Source organism: Parabacteroides chongii (assembly GCF_029581355.1).
GTDB lineage: Bacteria > Bacteroidota > Bacteroidia > Bacteroidales > Tannerellaceae > Parabacteroides > Parabacteroides chongii.
Genome location: NZ_CP120849.1, coordinates 2,540,088 through 2,560,060 on the forward strand (window position 1 = coordinate 2,540,088; position 19,973 = coordinate 2,560,060).

A 19,973-nucleotide genomic window follows, 5' to 3' on the forward strand; every position below is an offset into this window, starting at 1 on the left:
AACCATTATATTGTTGGAGTAAGTTCTATAGTCAATCCTAAAGCGTTCATTATCCGGTAAAATGTTGCAACACTTGGAATAGTAACTCCTTTTTCGATTTTTGAAATATAGGATTTGTTTGCTCCAATACGCTTAGCAAGTTCTTTCTGCGTGATTTGCGCTTTTTTTCGTGCATCAAGTATGATTTGGCTTGTATAAAAAGCATATGCTTCTTCATCAAATTTAGCCCGTTCAGGACTTCCCGGTGCTCCATATTGGGCACTAAGTACAGCACTGTAATCTCTGATTTTATGATCGTTTGTCTGCATAGTAAGCTTTCTTTAGGAGACAGAGTCGCAATAAACCTTTCGAAGTATCCTCCGTAGGTCGTTTTTTACGTAACATAGGCAAAGATAATTAAAGTTGTATAATTGTGCAACTTTTTGGTTGCGCAATTAAATATAAGATTATTTCGGAAGTTCTTTTTCTTCCGGTTCGCTCCATTCCCCATTATTATCGATGATCAGATTGAAGGTGTTTTCTGATTCATCAGGTTTGGGAGGAGTGTATAAAATGCCGGTATAGCGGATTACTTTATTAGCGATAGGGAGAATATCGCTTACTATCCGCCTACGCATAACCTGTCCGCCTATGTCGGTTGAGGTAAGAGTGACGGATATCTTTTTGTCGCCGGGAGCTACGAATGTATAGAAAGAATGGGTTTTCCCGGTTTCTCCTTTATCCTTTGTATCAAAGTTATATGTGAAGTTCTGTTCTTTGGAGGAAGGGAGTCCTTCTTTTGTCAGTATATTTAGTTGGGTCGGGTAATCTTTTACTGAAATGTCGAATTGCTTGATATTGTCCGGTACCGGATCGATAGCCCGAAACTCTATCCTGCTGACAATCCGTTCCAGCGCAACATCCATATTTGTTTCTTCTCCTTCTTTCACCTCGAATCTTTTTGTACTATAGAAGGTGTCGGATAATTTATCGAACGAAAATGTATTATCAGTGAACGAAGTTTTACCCGCTTGGTATGCTAAAAAGCAAACCTGATAATTACCCGCAGGTAACGTGTCGTATACAATGCTGAAATCACTTTCGATCTCTACATTATATATATGGTGTTTTACCGGTTCTGTCAAATCGTTATTATCGTACACCAAATATTCGATAGTGGAACAGAAATCTTCCAGTTCTTTGTCCGAATGGTCTTTATCCGGATCATTTTCATCCGGAATCGTCGGTTCGGGCACTGTGTTAGGCGGCATACTGCGGGTAGGAGAGAACGGGAGTACCTCTTTTTGAAGTTGAACACTAAATTGTACGGGAAATAAATTCTTTACAATTTCAATCTGATCCGAAGCCGGATCATTACAAGCTACCAGCCAAAACAGGCAGGCTACTGCGCATAATTCTTTCTTTTTCATAGCAAAGGAGTTATTAATGATAAAATCTACACAAAGGAAATACTTATTTTGGAATTTAAAAAATATTAAGGCGAGAACTTACTGGTTATGAGCAGAACTTTTTTAGATTTGTGGAAAACAGACTCAATGTAATAACCTTAAAATTAAAAAAGAATGGCACGTCCTGTAACTTTATGTACCCTTCAGTGGGGAGATTTACCCCTTGAAACAGTTTGTGAAAAAGCGAAAGCGTTCGGATATGACGGATTGGAACTGGGATTACCCAACCATCTGGATGTACGCCGTACGGATCAGGCTTATTATGACGGCATAAAAGAATTGTTGGCCAAATATGATCTGAAGCTTTATTGTATATCGATCCACCTGATCAGCCAGGCTGTCTGCGATACTATCGACCAGCGGCATAAAGCGGTTCTGCCCGAGTGTATTTGGGGAGACGGTGATCCGGAAGGTGTTCGTCAGCGTGCTGCTGAATATATGGTACAGACAGCTCATGCAGCTAAGGCGTTAGGTATCGATGTTGTTGCCGGATTTACGGGTAGTCCTATTTGGCAATGGCTTTACTCCTTCCCACCTGTGACGGATCAGATGATTGAAGACGGCTATGCCGATTTTGCTCGTCGTTTCATCCCGATCATGGACGAGTATCAGAAATTGGGAATCCGTTACGGCTTGGAAGTACATCCGACGGAGATCGCTTTCGATACTTATTCTGCCCGTAAAGCACTCGATGCACTAGGAAATCACCCAGCCTTCGGCTTCAACTATGATCCGAGTCACATGGGCTATCAAGGCGTTGATTATGTCGATTTTATTTATCAGTTCTCCGACCGTATCTTCCACGTACATATGAAAGATGTTTACTGGAGCGATACCCCGAAGCAAATTGGTGTGTTCGGCGGTCATTCTACGTTCGGCGATTCCCGTCGCTACTGGAACTTCCGCAGTATGGGACGCGGTCGGATTTGCTTTGAAGAAATAATCCGTGCCCTCAACGATATCAATTACCAGGGACCATTGTCGGTCGAGTGGGAAGACAGTGCAATGGATCGTGAACATGGTGCGCGCGAATCCTGTGCATTCGTTAAGCAAGTCGATTTCCAGCCTTCGGGCCATGCGTTCGATGCTTTCTTTGAGAAGAGATAAAAGGTGCCCAAAAGTGTTTCACCCTAATGGAACAACTGTTTCACCTCGAAGAAACAAGTGTTTCTCCTGGGTGAAACACTTTTGGAGAACGCTTTTGTACACCTCTCAAAAGGATAAAAAAGTCAGTCCAAACCTTGTAATATATAAGATATTGCCTATATTTGTATCGTTACCTGCTAGTAGGTAATTAACCAGTAAACCATTGACATATGGAAAAGTACGTGAACATCATGTTAGACAAGGGCTTCAAAACCGTTTTCGGAGTGAAGCAAGTAGCCATCGACTTTATCAATGCCGTCTTGGAGGGCGAGCGTCAGGTGAAAGACCTGACCTATATCGATAAAGAAATTCAACCCGAAGTAATAGAACAACGCACGGTGATTTTCGACTTCCTCTGCGAAGATGTGGACGGAGCAAAATTTATTGTGGAAATGCAAAACTGCCCGCAACGTTATTTCTTTAACCGCGGATTCTATTATCTTTGTCGTACCGTTTCCCGACAAGGAGAAACAGGTGATGACTGGAAGTATGATTTACGTCCGGTATATGGTATCTACCTGTTAAACTTCAGTTTACCTGAATCTACGCATTGGCGCACGGACGTCATTATGGCGAACGAAGCAACAGGTAAAGCTTTTGGTGAGGTCAAATTGAAACAGATTTATCTGTCGTTCGACCGGTTTAATTTAAGCAAGGAGGAGTGTAAGAGTCCTCTTGAGAGTTCAATGTATATATTAAAAAATATGAATATATTTGATATGTCTCCGTTTAAGGAGGAGAATGAAGCCTTCAAGCGTTTGCTGAATGTGGCGAACCTGGCCGCACTGACTCCACGCGAGCGAGCCATTTACGATGAAAACCTGAAGAATTATCGCGACTGGCGTGCCACGCTGGAGTATGCCGCGGAGGAAGCGGAGGAGAAAGGTATGAAGAGGGGACTGGAAAAAGGTCTGCAAAAAGGCATGGAGAAAGGCATGGAGGAAGGTTTGGAGAAAGGTCTGGAGAAAGGCAAGGCTGAGGGATTGGCGGAAGGACAACGCCTTATTGCCATCAACTTAAAAAAGCAGGGGATCGATATTGAGATAATCGCCCAATGCACCGGTCTGTCCGTGGAGGAAATCGACAAACTGTAATTCCTCTTTTATCTCCGAAACCGGGGAGTATGTTGCATAAATCGTGTTATTTCGTTTTGTAAAGCACGTATTTCGGAAAAATATAAGGCTTTTCCCTTGTTGATTCGGAAAACCTCTTTACCTTTGCAACAGATTCCGTAGCGAGCAGCGGCTCGCGATATGCGGTTTCAATTACATATTGTAAGCGTTTTACGGAGATTATTCCAAACTAAAAAATCGGCAAAATTTTTTAATCCAGTGGAATAATGGACATAGAATGCTTGCGCGGACTACGTATATGTATGTGCTTCCCATTTTATATGGGTGTATTATATTATATCGTATAAGCGCGGGCTGTTGTTCTATTATTACTGGATGGGTCTTTGCCGATACCTTTAGTTTGATAATAGACAACATGCCCGCGTTTTTTTATGCCCGTTCATAATCATTCGCGGGGGTTGTTTCCCCTTCGTAAAATTAGTTGTTGGATTTTATTCACTCTATTTTATAAACAATTAATTTTAAGATTATGAACAAAAAGTTTTCTACACTTGTGGCCAGTCTTCTGCTGGCCGGGGCTTGGATGACAGCGAATGCGGAACTGATTGTGCCAACGGATGGTCCGGTTGTCGGGAAGTCTTACGTTATCGGTGTTTCTGTGAGTACTTCAGATGGTAAAGTAACAGGTTTATTGTCTGCAGATATGACAATCGATCACGATGATGAAGCTGCATTAACAGAATTTGGCAATGAATGGACATTGGAAACAGCTTCAATTGATGGCGTTGATGACGCTTTCTATTTGAAGAATGCTGAAGGTAAATATTTAGGTGCAGGCTCTGCTTGGTACTTAGATCTGAAAGATAAGAAAGAGGATGCTTATGCTTTTTATTATGATGCTGTAGAAAAGAAGGCCAAATTGGCTAAGACTTACAGTGAGAATGCAGCAAAAGATTTTTATTTGTCTGTTATTGATTCAGAGGACAAAATAGCTGTTGCATCAGCTACACATCCTGCATTAACATTTACTTCTCTCACCGCTCCTAGTAAATTAGATGAAAGTTCCCTAATCAAATCAATAGGTAGCGATTACTACTTTGTAGGTACAGGTGATGAGAAAGCTACTACAGCATCTGCAATTCTTAAGTATGATGCAGCAAAAGGTCCTCAGTTTGTAAATGTACCTATTGCAACACAAGATGCAGAGGCTTATGAAGATTATCTGTGGAAAGTATCGGTAAGAACTGCAGCAAACAAAACTACTTATACCTTTACAAATAAGGCTGGTAAGTCTTTTGACTATGATGTAGAGGCTACTTCTGCGAATGGAGTTAGCTTCAATTCTGCTGCTTTGAAAGCTGCTAGTGGTAACAATGCTAAAGACCTCTTTGGCCTTTACCAATCAGTAACTGTCGCTAAAACAGGTGAAGAGTTGAATGCAATCCTGTACGATGGTTTCAACGTAACTATCAAGAAAGGTAAGGATGATACTAGCGTTATCGATGGTACAGATGTATTTGCCGGCAAGTTGACTGCTGTAGATGCAAATGGTGATAAATTAGAAGGAACTTCTAAGACTGCCAGATTCCGTTTGATGAATGAAGCAGGCAATTATATCGTGCTCGACGAAGAAGATACATGGGGTACTGGTAATGTTGGTGCTAATAAGCGAGGTGCAAAATTCGTCGCAGTGAAGGATGCAGATAAAGCTGGTAAGAAATATAACTCTTATTTCGAGTTCTCTTATGTAGTAGGTGAAAATGCTAAAAAGATTACAAAGATTTCTGTTTACAAAGTTGCTACTGGTGGCTCAGCTTATGGCGACTTGTTTATCCAATCTTTAGGCGAAACCATCTGCTTGACAACAACTAGCGGTCTGGTAGGAGACGAAAAATTGCCATATATCACCCTGGAAGCCGACAATATCGTTCCTGTGAAGGATTTGGCAGGCAAGTTCTGGAGAATCTCTTTCGCAGGCAAGAAAAATGTAACTGCAACTAATGAACGTTATAAGATCGGTGGCGTTTTGGCTACAAAACGTGGTGAAGCTGAAGTTACTGTAGCACTTGGTAGAACTGAAATTGTATCTGTAGCAGACTATATCCCTGCAAGCGAAGTATACGCTTATGCTCCTGAAGCTCAGTGGGGTGTTATAGCTTACAATCCTGCAACCCAGACTGTAACATTGCAGAACCGTGAAACAAGCGAAACGATTGAAGGCGTTCAGTTCCGCGACAATGAAGACGGTACATATACAATGACCGTATCTGATCCGGAAGTTGCTCAAATTATTATTGGTTCCGATATCGTTAAACTGGCTGCAGCCGACAAGGTAACAGAATTTGACGGTTTCAAACAGTATAGCGAAAGTGAAGTAAGAAACAACAATTTCTTGCTGGGTCAATACCACGCAATCGATGGTAACCACAACGCCTACTTCAAAGAGAACCATAAAAGCAGCCACCAAATCGGTGTAACCGCTGTTGAAGGTGAAGGAGATAAGTGGAATCTGCGTTTTGCAACAAGAACTGTAAAAGTGGATGGTAAAGACAAAGAAGTAGTCGATACAGTATTCGTAACAACTTCTTTGCTGAAACTGAAAGCTGACGGTGTAACAGCCGATGGTACAACAGACAGCCGTTTGGCTATCCTTCCGTACACATTCCAGAAGGTAGACAACCACGAATTTGTAGAATTCGACAATACAAAGAATGCTAATTATTATGTTTGTGCCGACGATAATAAAGACAAACCGAATGATGCAGCTCGCTTCGCTCTGAAGATGAAAGCCGACGGTAATGCTTACAACTTCGTTGAAATTATAAATCAAAATGAAGGTTCTGATTTGTCTTCTAAAGATAAGGATTATCTGGGTTATGTTAAAGTAAAAGTTGCCAACAGCGAAACGAAAGGTGCTTTGCGTCAGATGTCTATTTATGCAGAAGATGAAAACTCTCTGATGGTTGTAGAAAAGGCTGAATCTCCTGAATACCACCTGGTAAGTGAAGGCATGTGGGGCGATACAATCACTTTGGCTCGTAAGGAAAATGCATCTCAGGTATTGTATGAAAAATTCGATGCTAAGTCTGTTGTAGCTGAAGGCGATACAATGAGTTTCCTGAATATCGACAACGTAAATCAGTTCAAGAACATCAACCCGGCTCTGTTTGTTGACACAGCTTATGTTTATCGTGGTACAGAAGAAGAACCTAACACTTGCTACCAGTATCTGTTGGCTGTAAGACATTCTTACGGTTACCATATTGAAGATTGCGGCGTTCCGGGTCACGATAAGAAGAAAGGTGATATCGATACAGTGTATGGCGACTTCCTGATCAACCTGGTAGACACAGCTAACCTGTACGATAATATCCACAACAATTGGTATATCAACGAAAACGAAGCCGGTGAATTTGAAACTAAGTTGGCATTCGTAACAGGTTTCCACACATTGGCTGACAATGTGCTGAACATCGTAAAAGAAGACGGTGATACGATCAAGATCGATATGGATACTCCGGACTTCAATGTAGCTAAGTTCGCATTCCGTTACACTGATGCTGACAAGAAGACATTCAAGATCCAGACTCAGTGGAAGGCATTCGAAGGTGGTTTTGATACAGCTGAAGAAGCAGAAGAATTCTATGAAGATAGAGCAGAGAATACAGAGATTATCTCTAACGAAGGTTACCTGAGATGGATCAACGGTACAGTAGTTGTAACTGAAGGTTTCGAAAACGGTGACGAATTTGTAATCTCTGAAAGAGTAGACCGCAATCCGACAGCTAACGACGAAATCACTGCAACTGAAGTATCAGTAATAGCAGGCAACGGTAACGTGACAGTGAAGGGTGCAGCCGGCAAGAACGTAGTAATTACTAACGTACTTGGTCAGACAGTGGCTAACACGGTTATTTCTTCTGACAATGCTACAATCTCTGCTCCTGCAGGTATCGTTGTAGTAGCCGTAGAAGGTGAAGCCGCTGTTAAAGCAATTGTAAAATAAGTAACTATTTATAATCAATAAATTTAAATTGACCGCGTATTGTAGGGGCGGTTCGTGAACCGCCCCATGGTAATTACCCCGCGAGGGCGAACAAGCGATCAGTATTAATACTAAAGTAATGAAATAAAGTTCTTCTGTTCTGACCCCTGTGAAGGGTGACGGCAGGTAAAAACAAACCCTGGAGGATTCGTTCTTCCAGGGTTTCGTTTAGTTTGGGGTATTTTTGTCGCTCATGCTTTTCGTTGTAATGTGGAGAAATAACTATTAAGAGTGGTTTTTATTGTTTAAATTCTTTATATGCTTCCACGAGATTTTCGCCATAAATAATTAACTTTGCGGTTGGTTGAAAAGTAAAAACTAAAGTATGAAGAAAATTAGAGCCGCCATCGTTGGATATGGCAACATTGGAAAGTATGTGTTAGAGGCCCTGGAAGCTGCTCCCGATTTTGAAGTAGCAGGTGTTGTACGTCGTAATCCGAATGACGTACCGGACGAACTGAAAGCTTATACTGTGACTGACAGTATCACTAAGTTAGATAAAGTAGACGTTGCTGTTCTTGCAACTCCTACCCGTAGCGTAGAGACATACGCAAAAGAAATTCTTTCATTAGGCATCAATACGGTAGATAGCTTTGATATCCACGGAGGTATCGTAGACCTGCGCCGTTCGTTGGATGCTGTAGCCAAAGCACATAATACGGTTGCCGTTATTTCTGCCGGATGGGATCCGGGTAGCGACTCTGTTGTTCGCGCTTTATTGGAAGCAATGGTTCCGAAAGGAATTACTTATACAAACTTCGGCCCGGGTATGAGTATGGGACATACGGTTGCCGTAAAAGCGATCGAAGGTGTAAAAGCTGCTTTGTCGATGACGATCCCGATGGGTACAGGCGTTCATCGCCGTATGGTTTATATCGAAGTGAAAGACGGTTACGATTTCAAGCAGGTGGCTGCTGCTATCAAAGCTGACGATTATTTTGCACATGATGAAACACACGTAATGCAGGTGGAATGTGTAGACAACCTGTTGGATATGGGACACGGTGTGAACCTGGTTCGCAAAGGTGTATCGGGCAAGACGCAGAACCAGTTGGTTGAATTCGATATGAAGATCAATAACCCGGCTCTTACGGCCCAGATCCTGGTAGCTGTTGCCCGTGCAAGTTTCAAACAGCAGCCGGGTGCTTACACTATGATCGAACTGCCGGTGATCGATATGATCTGCGGTGAAAGAGAAGACTTGATCAGACGACTAGTTTAAGACAAAAAATATGCTCGACTTTATTACCTGGACGGCTGACCCCGCCATCTTTTCCATAGGTTCACGCGAAATACGCTGGTACGGACTTGCTTTTGCTATCGGCTTTTGGATTGGTTATACCATCGTGAGCCGAATGTGGAAAAATGAGAAACTTCCTCCTGCATGGATCGACTCCCTGCTTATTTATACCATGGTAGGAACTGTGGTCGGCGCCCGTTTAGGACACTGCCTGTTTTATGATCCCGGATATTATCTGGCTAATCCGATAGAGATATTCAAGGTTTGGGAAGGAGGACTGGCAAGTCATGGAGGTACGCTAGGTATTGTGATTGCCATTTACTTCTATTCCAGACGTGTCTCACATAAAAGTATGCTGTGGACATTCGACAAACTGGTGGTTCCGACGGGACTGGTTGCGGCTATGATCCGCCTGGGTAACCTTATGAATCATGAAATATACGGACACCCGACCGATTTGCCGTGGGGATTCCGTTTTATCGAGAACTTACATGCCTGGAAAATGGGGGCGGAGCCGATCTTTACGGTACCCAGCCATCCGACACAGCTATATGAGGCGCTGTTTTATCTGGCTACTTTCGGGATATGTATGTGGATGTATTTCAAAAAGCAAGCCTGGAAACGCGAAGGACTTATTTTCGGAGTCTTCATGATCATTGTGTTCGGATCGCGTATCTTCATCGAATTTTTGAAGAACAACCAGGAGGCATTTGAAGATAATATGATGCTGAATATGGGGCAGTGGCTCAGTATTCCGTTTGTTTTGGCCGGTTGCTGGTTCGTTTGGAGAGCACTGACGAGAAAGCCGAACAATTACGAAGAATTAAAAAGACGAAATTAAAGAAATGTATAAGTTAAAAGAAATAGCAGATAAGGTTTATTATGTAGGAGTTAACGACCGTCAGAAGGCCCTCTTCGAAAATATGTGGCCGCTTCCGTATGGTGTTTCTTACAATTCATATTTGATTGTAGACGAAAAGACTGTATTGGTGGATACGGTGGATGTTTGCTACTCTGATATCTTTTTGAAAAAAATAGCGGATGCACTGGACGGACGTACGCTCGACTATCTGGTCGTGAACCATATGGAACCCGATCATGCCGGAAGTATTCGTCTGCTGCGCCAGCAATATCCGGATGTGAAGATCATCGGAAACAAGCAGACATTCGGTATGTTGGACGGATATCATGGGATTACGACCGGGCTTCACGAAGTAAAAGAAGGGGATACGCTGAATATCGGTCGTCATCAGCTTTCTTTCTACATGGCTCCGATGGTGCACTGGCCGGAAGTGATGGTGACTTACGATTCGACAGATAAACTGTTATTCTCAGCTGATGCTTTCGGTACATACGGAACGCTGGATGGCGGTGTGATCGATGAAGAAATGAATGTAGATCATTATTGGGAAGAAATGATCCGTTATTATTCCAATATTGTCGGTAAATATGGAAATCCGGTGCAGCGTGCTTTACAGAAACTTTCTGTATTGGGTATCGAAACGATCTGTTCGACTCATGGCCCTGTATGGCGTAAATATGCAAAGAAGGCGATTGAAATATATGATCGTTTGAGCCGGTATGAAGGAGAAGACGGTGTTGTCGTTATCTATGGAAGTATGTACGGCAATACGGAACAGATGGCGGAAGCGATCGCATCATCGTTGTCGGCACATGGCGTGAAGAACATTGTGTTGCATAATGTCAGCAAGAGTCCTGCATCCTATATATTGAAAGATGTATTTAAATATAAAGGTATCATCATCGGCAGTCCGACTTATTCGAACAGTTTGTTCCCGGAAGTGGAAGCTATTCTGAGCAAGATCGAAATGCGTGAGGTGAAAAACCGCCTGTATGGTTACTTCGGTTCATTTACCTGGGCAGGTGCTGCGGTAAAACGCCTGACAGCTTTCGGTGAAAAGATGAAATGGGAAACCGTTGGTACGCCTGTTGAACAAAAACAGGGCCTGAAAGTCGATAAGTATGAAGAATGCTGGGCTTTGGGTGAAGCGATGGCGAAAGAGTTGACAGTTGACAAGTGACAGTTGACAGTTAAAAGAGCAGATCTAAAAAAACTATTAATAACCTAATCAGTTCCGGTTTGCGGAAGAGGGTGACTATATCTGTCACTTGTCAACTGTCAACTGTCAACTGAAAAAACACAAACGTTATGAGACTAATTATTGAACCAGATTACGAGCAACTCTCGAAATGGGCTGCTAATTATGTAGCTGCAAAGATTAAGAAAGCTAATCCGACAGCTGAAAAACCTTTTGTTTTGGGATTGCCTACCGGATCGTCTCCTCTGGGTATGTACAAGAACTTGATCGAATTGAACAAGCAGGGTGTTATCTCCTTCCAGAATATCATCACTTTCAACATGGATGAATATGTAGGATTGCCGAAAGATCATCCGGAAAGTTATCATTCGTTCATGTGGAACAACTTCTTCAGCCATGTAGACATCAAGCCGGAGAATGTAAATATCCTGAACGGTAACGCTCCTGACCTGGAAGCCGAATGTGCTGCTTACGAAGCTAAGATGAAAGCGGTAGGTGGTGTAGACCTGTTCCTGGGTGGTATCGGTCCTGACGGTCATATCGCATTCAACGAACCGGGTTCTTCTTTGTCTTCACGTACTCGTGTAAAGTCTCTGACTACCGACACGATCATCGCTAACTCTCGTTTCTTCGATAACGATGTAAACAAGGTTCCGAAGACTTCTGTAACGGTTGGTGTAGGTACTGTACTGGATGCTAAAGAAGTATTGATCATGGTAAACGGCCATAACAAGGCTCGCGCTTTGCAGCAGGCTGTTGAAGGTTCTATCAACCAGATGTGGACAATCACTGCTTTGCAGATGCACCCGAAAGGTATTATCGTAGCTGACGAAGCGGCTTGCGCTGAAATCAAAGTCGGTACATACAACTACTTCAAAGATATCGAAAAAGATAATCTTTGTCCTTGCAGCTTGTTGAAGTAATATCAACATAAAATGAAAAGAAAAAGCTATACCCCAAAAAGGTATGGCTTTTTTTGTATGCGTTAATTTGTATCTTTTCTGCAATAGTTTTAATTCGAATGCGTTTATACTGTATTCATTTGCTCTGCTTTAATAGATGGATCAAGGTTGTATAGGATTGATATAATACTTATATTTGGCCGGTATTATTTAAGTGTGACAATGGATGTTTTTATTTGTCTTGAATATATGTGTTTAATATCTAAAAATTTATTGTATGAAAAAGATCGCTTTATTATTGTTGCTTTTCGTTACCTTTAAGGTGAGTGCGCAGGAATTCCATTTTATACCGAAGATCGGTTTGAATTTTGCCAATATGACAAATACAGATGGAAGTATGAAACCTGGATTAAATATAGGAGTGGCTGGAGAAGTGATGCTTACCAGTAATTTTGCTATTGAACCTGGACTTTTTTATTCAATGCAAGGGACAAAAGATAAAGAAAGTGGTATGAGTATGAAGATTAAGAATGATTATTTGAACATACCTGTTTTATTGAAGGGTTATGTGTATGAAGGTTTTAATCTATTTGCTGGACCACAGTTAGGATTTAAAGTCTCTTCAAAAATGAAAGTATCTCAGTCAGGAACGTCTGTATCTACAAGCGAAGGTAGTGATTTATTTAAATCTGTTGATTTTGCAATCGTATTAGGTGCTGGATATCAATCACCTATGGGGTTGATGTTTTCTTTGAATTATAATATAGGTTTGACAAATGCAATTGATAATGAAAAATTTTCAGCTCTTCCTGGTGTCGGTCAGATCGATGAAAAATGCCGTAACGGCGTTCTCCAGTTTAATATAGGTTGGCGCTTCTGATTGTTATAATATCGGATTCTGCAAACTATAGAACGAATTCTGACTATATCCGATAGAGAAAGAACGATATTTTTGTGGTATAAATTTCTATTACCATGAAAAAGATACTAATTAAATTCTTATTTCTGTTCCTGGCTATGCCTTTTGTGCGTGGGCAGGAACAGATATTGCCGGTCCCTTCCAATCAACCTAGCCCGGCACAGCAAAAGCAAATAGCCCGTAAGTATGGAATGTTTATCCATTTCGGACTGAATACGTTTCAGGACCAGGAGTGGACAGACGGTTCTAAACCCGCTTCCTCTTATCGACCGACGGCTGTCGATACGGACCAATGGATTAAAGCGGCAAAAGATGCCGGAATGAAATACGTTATTCTTACTGCAAAGCATCATGAGGGTTTCTGCCTTTGGGACAGTAAATATACAGAATATGATGTAGCGAGTTCGGGCAATCCCACTAATGTAATTGAAGCGATAGCGAAATCCTGTAAGAAATATGATATCGGTCTGGGACTGTACTATTCTTTATGGGACCGCAAGGTGAATACAGATGTGAAAGATCCCTCCAAAGATGCTGCCTATAATGAATATATGCTTCGTCAGTTGAATGAGTTGATCGATATTGTAGAACCCTATACGAATATTGTGGAGTTTTGGTTTGACGGTGGCTGGGAGAAAGAAAATTATCGTTGGCCGGTGAAAGATATTTACCAGACGATCAAATCGAGACAGCCGGATTGTCAGATCGGTATAAACTGGACAATCGGTTTGCCGGAAAATCCGGATGCACATCCTGTATTGCCGGAAAATCAGAAAGAAGGTTATCCGATCCGTTATTTCCCGAGTGATTTCCGTTTGGGAGATCCGTATCTGCCCGCCGATAATGATCCGAAAGTTTTTACTCACGACGGTAAAGAATATTATATGCCTTGGGAATCTACCATCTGTATCAGCGAACGTTGGTTTTATAATACGACCGACAAAAAGTATAAACCGGTTGATGAGTTGGCAAAACTGTACTGTCAGTGTACAAAGAATGATAATATCCTGATCCTGAATTGTCCGCCTGATCGAAGCGGTAAAATACGGGCAAAAGATATCCAGGTATTGAAAGAGCTGAGGGAAAAGATTCACTGATAATTTCTTGAGACCCGGGTCTCGGCATCCTTTACACCCGGGTCTTCGCATCGTTCACATCCGGGTGTAAAACAGAGTAAAATGAGGGTCCTGAGTAGATGTAGTAACGACTTTCATGAAAAGAACTCCTATATTTGGGCAAAATTGTTAATGATTGTACATATCTTTATTATAGAAATCTAATATTTTGATTTGGGCATTGTAAGCCGTTTGTGCCGGACTGTCGGGATTTAGTTCCATAGCAGTCAGGTAGTTGTTCAGTGCCTGGCGGATGTCTCCGATTTTACGGTATGCATTTCCCCGCAGGTAGTACGCTTCATCGTCTGTCTCGTTTTTTTTAATGTATTCATCCAACAAACGCAAGGCTTCATCTGTTTTATTATCGTTGATAAGTTGTCTGATTGTTTCCATGTCGAAATAATGTGATATTTTGTGGACAAAGATAATTCTGAAGTGGTTACATACATAATAATCACGGTTTAAAAAACTGTTTTTTTGTTACTGATGTACGGTTACGTTAATTATTTATGTAAGTTTGCACTCGATTTCTAAAAAGTGAAAAGTGATTATGCAAAAGAATCTGGTAATAGTGGAGTCACCCGCCAAGGCAAAAACCATCGAAAAGTTCCTCGGGAAAGATTTTAAGGTTATGTCGAGTTACGGGCACATCCGCGATTTGAAGACAAAAGATTTTAGTATTGATGTCGAGCACGATTATGCTCCGCAGTACGTGATTCCGGCCGATAAGAAGAAGCTGGTATCCGAATTGAAATCCGAAGCTAAGACAGCCGAACAGGTATGGCTCGCATCCGATGAGGACCGCGAAGGAGAAGCTATATCCTGGCATCTGTACGAAGTTTTGGGATTGAAGCCGGAAAATACGAAACGTATTGTTTTCCATGAAATTACCAAGAATGCAATTTTGCATGCTATCGAAACACCGCGTGATATCAATATCAATTTGGTGAATGCACAGCAGGCACGTCGTGTATTGGACCGTATCGTAGGTTTCGAACTTTCTCCCATCCTGTGGCGGAAAGTGAAGCCGGCTTTGTCTGCCGGGCGTGTACAGTCTGTGGCTGTCCGTCTGATTGTGGAACGTGAGCGTGAGATCAATGAGTTCGTATCGGAAGCCGCTTTCCGCATCATTGCCAATTTTACGCTTCCCGACGGAACAACGATCCTGAAAGCTGAACTGAACAAGCGTCTGAAGGATAAGAAAGAGGTCATGGAGTTTTTGGAATCATGCAAAGCAGCCTCTTTCAGCATCGATGAGATCACGAAGAAACCGGTAAAGAAATCACCTGCACCTCCTTTCACTACTTCCACTTTACAGCAGGAAGCTGCACGTAAGCTGGGGTATTCCGTATCGCAGACCATGATGATCGCACAGCGTCTGTACGAATCGGGGTTGATCACGTATATGCGTACCGACTCAGTGAACTTGAGTGACCTGGCTTTAGGAACCTCCAAAGAGGCTATCCTGGAGACATACGGTGAAAAATATTATAAATTCCGCCAGTATCACACAAAGAGCAAGGGTGCACAGGAAGCGCACGAAGCCATCCGTCCTACCTATATCAGTAATACGGAGATCAGCGGATCGGCGCAGGAAAAGAAATTATATGAACTGATCCGTAAACGGACGATCGCGTCGCAGATGGCCGATGCCGAACTGGAACGTACGACGATCTCCGTCTGCATCAATAATAAGAAAGAGAAATTCGTAGCCGTAGGTGAAGTGATCACATTCGACGGTTTCCTTCAGGTATACCGCGAGAGCTTCGATGACGAGAATGAGAAAGAGCAGGAAAACGGCTTGTTACCGCCGGTACAGCTGCATGAAGTACTGTCGCTGAATGATATCGTAGCCACGGAACGTTTTACGCAGCGTCCGCCGCGTTATACGGAAGCCAGCCTCGTTCGTCGTCTGGAAGAACTGGGAATCGGTCGTCCTTCTACCTATGCTCCTACTATTCAGACTATTCAGAATCGTGAATATGTCGTGAAAGGAGATAAAGAAGGCGTGGAACGTTCTTACTGTGTCATTACACTGGCAAAGGACAAGATCAAGGAAGCCGATAAGAAAGAAATTGTAGGGGCCGACCGTAATAAGTTGATGCCGACCGACATAGGAACGGTGGTAAATGACTTTTTGATGACTTATTTTCCGGACGTATTGGATTATAATTTTACAGCCAGTGTGGAAAAAGAGTTCGATGCCGTTGCTGAAGGAGAAATGGTCTGGACGGCGGCAATCGATAAGTTCTATAAGCTGTTCCATCCGATCGTAGAGGAAACGGCTGCGTTGAAGACTGAACATAAGGTAGGTGAACGTCAGTTGGGTATTGATCCGAAAAGCGGAAATCCCGTATTCGTAAAGATAGGCCGCTACGGTCCGGTCGTACAGATTGGCCAAGCCCATCCGGATGACAAGGAGGCTCCTAAACCTCAGTTCGCTACGTTGATGAAAGGACAGTCCATCGAAACGATCACGCTTGAAGAAGCCCTGAAGTTATTTGATCTGCCCCGTACGATCGGTGAATATGAAGGCAAGGAAATGGTTGCGGCTGTAGGTCGCTTCGGACCGTTTATCCGCCATGACGGAAAGTTCGTTTCAATCCCGAAAGATATGAATCCGCTGTCTATTACGGCAGAGGAGGCGATTGCGCTGATCGATGAAAAGCGTAAGAAAGACGAACAGCGCTTCCTGAAGAAGTTTGAGGAAGATCCTGAACTGGAGATTCTGAATGGTCGATATGGTCCTTATATTACCTATAAGAAAGCAAATTACCGGATACCGAAGACGGTTACGAATCCGGAAAAGTTGACTTTTGAAGAATGTATGAAGATTATAACTGAAGCGGCAGAGAAGCCCGCTGCTCCTAAAAAGCGTACTACAAAGAAGAAAGCATAATCAGAGAATAGCTCATAAAAAAACTCCTGTTGATCATTCAGCAGGAGTTTTTTTGTATTATAATGTATAGGGGAATTACATTCTTTCCGGAACTTCGATGCCCAGCAATGACATGCCCGATTTGACTATCTTGGCTACGTTGGCTGATAATACGAGGCGGAACTGTTTGATTTCCGCATTCTCTTCGCGCAGGATGGAGAAGTCGTGATAGAACTGGTTGTATTCTTTTACCAGGTCGTAGACGTAGTTCGCAATGTAAGCGGGGCTGTATTCCTTGCCTGCTTCTTTCACCGTTACAGCGTAGTCTGCGATCATTTGGATCAGACCTTCCTCTTTCTCCGAGATAAGTGTATTGGCGGGCACTTGTTCGGGAAGCACAATTCCCTGCTCGGCAGCCTTTCGCAAAACGGAACGGATTCGGGCATATGTGTACTGAATAAACGGGCCGGTATTACCGTTGAAGTCGATAGATTCTTTCGGATTGAAGGTCATATTCTTACGCGGATCGACTTTCAGGATGAAATATTTCAGGGAGCCCAGTCCTACGATACGGGAAATATTGGCAGCCTCTTCAGGAGTCATTTCGTCCAGTTTACCCAGTTCTTGTGATATTTCGTGTGCCGTGCCGATCATCTCTTCCATCAGGTCGTCTGCATCGACAACGGTGCCTTCGCGGCTCTTCATTTTACCTTCCGGAAGTTCTACCATTCCGTAAGAGAAATGTACCAGCCCTTTTCCAAATTCGAAGCCCAGCTTATCGAGAAGGATAGACAGTACCTGGAAATGATAGTTCTGTTCGTTTCCTACTACATAGATCATTTTGTTGATAGGATAGTCGTCGAAGCGCAGTTTGGCTGTACCGATATCCTGTGTCATATATACGGAAGTACCGTCAGCACGGAGCAACAGTTTTTCATCCAGTCCGTCTTTGGTCAGGTCTGCCCAAACAGAACCGTCTTCACGGCGGTAGAAGATACCTTTTTCGAGGCCTTCCATTACTTTGCCTTTACCTTCCAGGTAGGTTTGTGATTCGTAATAGATCTTGTCGAAGTCTACGCCCATCATTTTATAAGTTTCATCAAAACCGGCGTATACCCAGCTGTTCATCTTTTCCCATAAAGCGCGGACTTCAGCGTCGCCTGCTTCCCATTTGCGAAGCATCTCGCGGGCTTCTGCCATCAGGGTGGATTGAGCTTCTGCTTCTTCTTTGGTCAGACCTTTGGTCTCCAGCTCTTTCAGCTCCTGTTTATAATGTTTATCGAATAATACGTAGAAATCACCGATCAGGTGGTCGCCTTTTTTGCCGGAAGACTCAGGAGTAACGCCGTCACCCCATTTCTGCCAGGCTAGCATGGATTTACAGATGTGGATACCGCGGTCATTTACGATGTTCGTTTTAACGACTTTGTTTCCGTTCGCTTTCATGATCTCCGACAAGCTGTAGCCAAGGAGGTTGTTGCGTACATGTCCCAGGTGAAGGGGCTTGTTCGTGTTAGGCGAAGAATATTCGATCATCACCAGAGGAGACTGTTCCGTCACAGGAATGATCCCGTAGGAGGGCTGTGCATGGACCGTATTCAGCAGGTCGATCCAGCAAGGACCGGCAACTGTCAAGTTCAGAAAACCTTTGATCACGTTGAACTCAGATACAGCCGGTTCGTTTTTCAGCAAATACTCGCCGATTTCCTGAGCGGTCTGTTCCGGTGACTTCTTCGATGCACGAAGGAAGGGGAATACAACCAGGGTAAGATGTCCTTTAAACTCTTTTTTTGTCTTCTGTAACTGTATCTGGGCTTCCGTGATGTCGGTACCGTACAGTTCTTTTATTCCGGCAATGATCGCACCGGTGATCTGCTGTTCAATAACCATATTCTTACTTCTATATATTCTGATTTTATTTTGGACGCAAAGGTACATGATTATTTTCTAAAAACCTGCGTATAGGTATTTTGAATTAACAGTTAGCGTGGTCTTTACCATATTCTTTTTTGTAGGGGCTCATTTGTGGTTTTTATAGACAAATTTCTTTTTTATGTTTGGTTAGTATGTATAAAAGGTGGAAACAGAGGAAAAGTTGCGAAAAATGCAAAATAGCGGAAATAGTGTTGTGAAATGGGTAGTTTGCCGTGTGGTGTGTGCATGATATCAGAAACGGTTATAGCGTGATGATTTATTTGACTTTAGCGATCTTTGTATATTATAAAAGGAGTGTTTTTGGGATAAATTATAAACTTTAAGTTACGCCAAATTCGGATTTGGTTGTAAATGATGGGATATAAATTTAGATTCGGTTGATTTCGTAGAGTATGAGCCTGACAGCACTAGGATTATAACATAACTTCATTTGGGATTACAAGAGGTTATGAAAATTACAAGGACAGTAAATATTATGAATTATTTAATTGAGAATCGGATGGTTTATATTTTAATAGTAACAACTGGGCTTAATACGTCAGACATGGAGATACGAAGTTTAAAAAATGGCTCATTAACAGGAATTGTATGAGGACTGTTTTTTTACTTTTCATTTTCCTGGTATTTACGGTGACAAGTGCATTCAGCCAAAAAGTGGCTGTAAAGTCTAACTTGCTCTATGATTTGACTACTTCCATGAATCTGGGAGTTGAATTGGGCTTGAGCAAAAAATGGACGTTGGACGTTTCCGCAAACTATAATCCTTGGAAGTTTGGAGATGATAGTGACGCTATGCGTCTGCGTCATTGGCTGGTACAACCTGAATTACGGTATTGGACTTGTGAGAAATTCGTGGGACATTTTCTGGGAATTCACGGACACTACGGAGATTACAATGTAGGTGGAATAAAATTCCTGAGTGACAATATGGAAAAGAGCCGTTATCAGGGAACCCTTTACGGAGCCGGACTTTCGTATGGTTATCAATGGTTGTTGAGTAACCGTTGGAGCATGGAAGCGGTGGTAGGGGTCGGTTGGGCTCATCTGAACCAGGATAAATATCCATGTACAACATGTGGCGACAAAATTCAAAAAGACAGAGATTATTTCGGTGTGACGAAACTTGCACTTTCGGTTGTTTACTTTTTTAAATGACTTTTCAATTACGCAATATAAGAGATATTCCGAATATAGTTGATGCTAAACTTCTTT

General features: G+C 42.5%; 15 protein-coding genes. 11 read left to right on the top strand and 4 right to left on the bottom strand.

Going from position 1 to position 19,973, the window contains the following annotated elements; translation table 11 throughout:
• Window positions 1-5: 5 nt before the first annotated feature.
• Together P3L47_RS09460 and P3L47_RS09465 are read right to left on the bottom strand one after the other, a co-directional pair.
• Window positions 6-308: a helix-turn-helix domain-containing protein gene (locus P3L47_RS09460; RefSeq protein WP_277783450.1), complete on the bottom strand. Its 303-nt coding sequence runs from the start codon at window positions 306-308 to the stop codon at window positions 6-8.
• A gap of 138 nt (window positions 309-446) precedes the next feature.
• Window positions 447-1,409: a FimB/Mfa2 family fimbrial subunit gene (locus tag P3L47_RS09465; protein WP_277783451.1), complete on the bottom strand. Its 963-nt coding sequence runs from the start codon at window positions 1,407-1,409 to the stop codon at window positions 447-449.
• A gap of 153 nt (window positions 1,410-1,562) precedes the next feature.
• On the opposite strand from P3L47_RS09465, the gene P3L47_RS09470 reads away from it, so the two are divergent.
• The 9 genes from P3L47_RS09470 to P3L47_RS09510 all read left to right on the top strand — a co-directional run bounded on the left by P3L47_RS09470 (window position 1,563) and on the right by P3L47_RS09510 (window position 13,930).
• Window positions 1,563-2,555, top strand: a complete 993-nt coding sequence (locus P3L47_RS09470; RefSeq protein ID WP_122362772.1) for a sugar phosphate isomerase/epimerase family protein — start codon at window positions 1,563-1,565, stop codon at window positions 2,553-2,555.
• 209 nt (window positions 2,556-2,764) lie between these two features.
• The gene (locus P3L47_RS09475) at window positions 2,765-3,688 is read left to right on the top strand and encodes an Rpn family recombination-promoting nuclease/putative transposase (RefSeq protein ID WP_277783452.1); all 924 of its coding nucleotides are present in this window, start codon (window positions 2,765-2,767) and stop codon (window positions 3,686-3,688) included.
• 508 nt (window positions 3,689-4,196) lie between these two features.
• Window positions 4,197-7,673, top strand: a complete 3,477-nt coding sequence (locus P3L47_RS09480) for a DUF6383 domain-containing protein (protein ID WP_277783453.1) — start codon at window positions 4,197-4,199, stop codon at window positions 7,671-7,673.
• 364 nt (window positions 7,674-8,037) lie between these two features.
• On the top strand, window positions 8,038-8,934 hold the full coding sequence (locus P3L47_RS09485) for a diaminopimelate dehydrogenase (protein WP_075556003.1): 897 nt from the start codon (window positions 8,038-8,040) through the stop codon (window positions 8,932-8,934).
• Window positions 8,935-8,944: 10 nt separating this feature from the next.
• Window positions 8,945-9,793, top strand: coding sequence for a prolipoprotein diacylglyceryl transferase (gene lgt, locus P3L47_RS09490; protein ID WP_122362775.1), 849 nt, complete (start codon window positions 8,945-8,947; stop codon window positions 9,791-9,793).
• 4 nt (window positions 9,794-9,797) lie between these two features.
• Window positions 9,798-10,994 (top strand): FprA family A-type flavoprotein, encoded by a 1,197-nt coding sequence (locus P3L47_RS09495; RefSeq protein ID WP_277783454.1) that lies wholly within the window; start codon window positions 9,798-9,800, stop codon window positions 10,992-10,994.
• A gap of 128 nt (window positions 10,995-11,122) precedes the next feature.
• Complete coding sequence (nagB, locus tag P3L47_RS09500; RefSeq protein ID WP_075556006.1) at window positions 11,123-11,935, top strand: glucosamine-6-phosphate deaminase; 813 nt, start codon at window positions 11,123-11,125, stop codon at window positions 11,933-11,935.
• Window positions 11,936-12,191: 256 nt separating this feature from the next.
• Complete coding sequence (locus P3L47_RS09505; protein ID WP_277783455.1) at window positions 12,192-12,794, top strand: porin family protein; 603 nt, start codon at window positions 12,192-12,194, stop codon at window positions 12,792-12,794.
• A 95-nt stretch (window positions 12,795-12,889) separates the two neighbouring features.
• A complete protein-coding gene (locus tag P3L47_RS09510) occupies window positions 12,890-13,930 on the top strand; it encodes an alpha-L-fucosidase (protein WP_277783456.1) in 1,041 nt (346 codons plus the stop codon).
• A 147-nt stretch (window positions 13,931-14,077) separates the two neighbouring features.
• Here P3L47_RS09510 and P3L47_RS09515 read toward each other — a convergent pair whose 3' ends face one another.
• Complete coding sequence (locus P3L47_RS09515) at window positions 14,078-14,341, bottom strand: tetratricopeptide repeat protein (RefSeq protein WP_277783457.1); 264 nt, start codon at window positions 14,339-14,341, stop codon at window positions 14,078-14,080.
• A 157-nt stretch (window positions 14,342-14,498) separates the two neighbouring features.
• On the opposite strand from P3L47_RS09515, the gene topA reads away from it, so the two are divergent.
• Window positions 14,499-16,847: a type I DNA topoisomerase gene (gene topA, locus P3L47_RS09520; RefSeq protein WP_122362780.1), complete on the top strand. Its 2,349-nt coding sequence runs from the start codon at window positions 14,499-14,501 to the stop codon at window positions 16,845-16,847.
• Window positions 16,848-16,922: 75 nt separating this feature from the next.
• On the opposite strand, the gene argS is transcribed toward topA, so the two are convergent.
• Window positions 16,923-18,716 (bottom strand): arginine--tRNA ligase, encoded by a 1,794-nt coding sequence (gene argS / locus P3L47_RS09525; RefSeq protein ID WP_122362781.1) that lies wholly within the window; start codon window positions 18,714-18,716, stop codon window positions 16,923-16,925.
• 633 nt (window positions 18,717-19,349) lie between these two features.
• On the opposite strand from argS, the gene P3L47_RS09530 reads away from it, so the two are divergent.
• The gene (locus tag P3L47_RS09530; protein WP_277783458.1) at window positions 19,350-19,916 is read left to right on the top strand and encodes a DUF3575 domain-containing protein; all 567 of its coding nucleotides are present in this window, start codon (window positions 19,350-19,352) and stop codon (window positions 19,914-19,916) included.
• Window positions 19,917-19,973: the final 57 nt, after the last annotated feature.

Excerpts from the sequence above, each read along its gene's own strand:
- P3L47_RS09480 (WP_277783453.1), top strand. The coding sequence starts at position 4,197 with ATGAACAAAAAGTTTTCTACACTTGTGGCCAGTCTTCTGCTGGCCGGG.
- P3L47_RS09460 (WP_277783450.1), bottom strand. The coding sequence starts at position 308 with ATGCAGACAAACGATCATAAAATCAGAGATTACAGTGCTGTACTTAGT.
- P3L47_RS09485 (WP_075556003.1), top strand. The coding sequence starts at position 8,038 with ATGAAGAAAATTAGAGCCGCCATCGTTGGATATGGCAACATTGGAAAG.
- argS (WP_122362781.1), bottom strand. The coding sequence starts at position 18,716 with ATGGTTATTGAACAGCAGATCACCGGTGCGATCATTGCCGGAATAAAA.
- topA (WP_122362780.1), top strand. The coding sequence starts at position 14,499 with ATGCAAAAGAATCTGGTAATAGTGGAGTCACCCGCCAAGGCAAAAACC.
- P3L47_RS09475 (WP_277783452.1), top strand. The coding sequence starts at position 2,765 with ATGGAAAAGTACGTGAACATCATGTTAGACAAGGGCTTCAAAACCGTT.
- P3L47_RS09515 (WP_277783457.1), bottom strand. The coding sequence starts at position 14,341 with ATGGAAACAATCAGACAACTTATCAACGATAATAAAACAGATGAAGCC.
- P3L47_RS09495 (WP_277783454.1), top strand. The coding sequence starts at position 9,798 with ATGTATAAGTTAAAAGAAATAGCAGATAAGGTTTATTATGTAGGAGTT.
- nagB (WP_075556006.1), top strand. The coding sequence starts at position 11,123 with ATGAGACTAATTATTGAACCAGATTACGAGCAACTCTCGAAATGGGCT.
- P3L47_RS09505 (WP_277783455.1), top strand. The coding sequence starts at position 12,192 with ATGAAAAAGATCGCTTTATTATTGTTGCTTTTCGTTACCTTTAAGGTG.
- lgt (WP_122362775.1), top strand. The coding sequence starts at position 8,945 with ATGCTCGACTTTATTACCTGGACGGCTGACCCCGCCATCTTTTCCATA.
- P3L47_RS09530 (WP_277783458.1), top strand. The coding sequence starts at position 19,350 with ATGAGGACTGTTTTTTTACTTTTCATTTTCCTGGTATTTACGGTGACA.
- P3L47_RS09465 (WP_277783451.1), bottom strand. The coding sequence starts at position 1,409 with ATGAAAAAGAAAGAATTATGCGCAGTAGCCTGCCTGTTTTGGCTGGTA.
- P3L47_RS09510 (WP_277783456.1), top strand. The coding sequence starts at position 12,890 with ATGAAAAAGATACTAATTAAATTCTTATTTCTGTTCCTGGCTATGCCT.
- P3L47_RS09470 (WP_122362772.1), top strand. The coding sequence starts at position 1,563 with ATGGCACGTCCTGTAACTTTATGTACCCTTCAGTGGGGAGATTTACCC.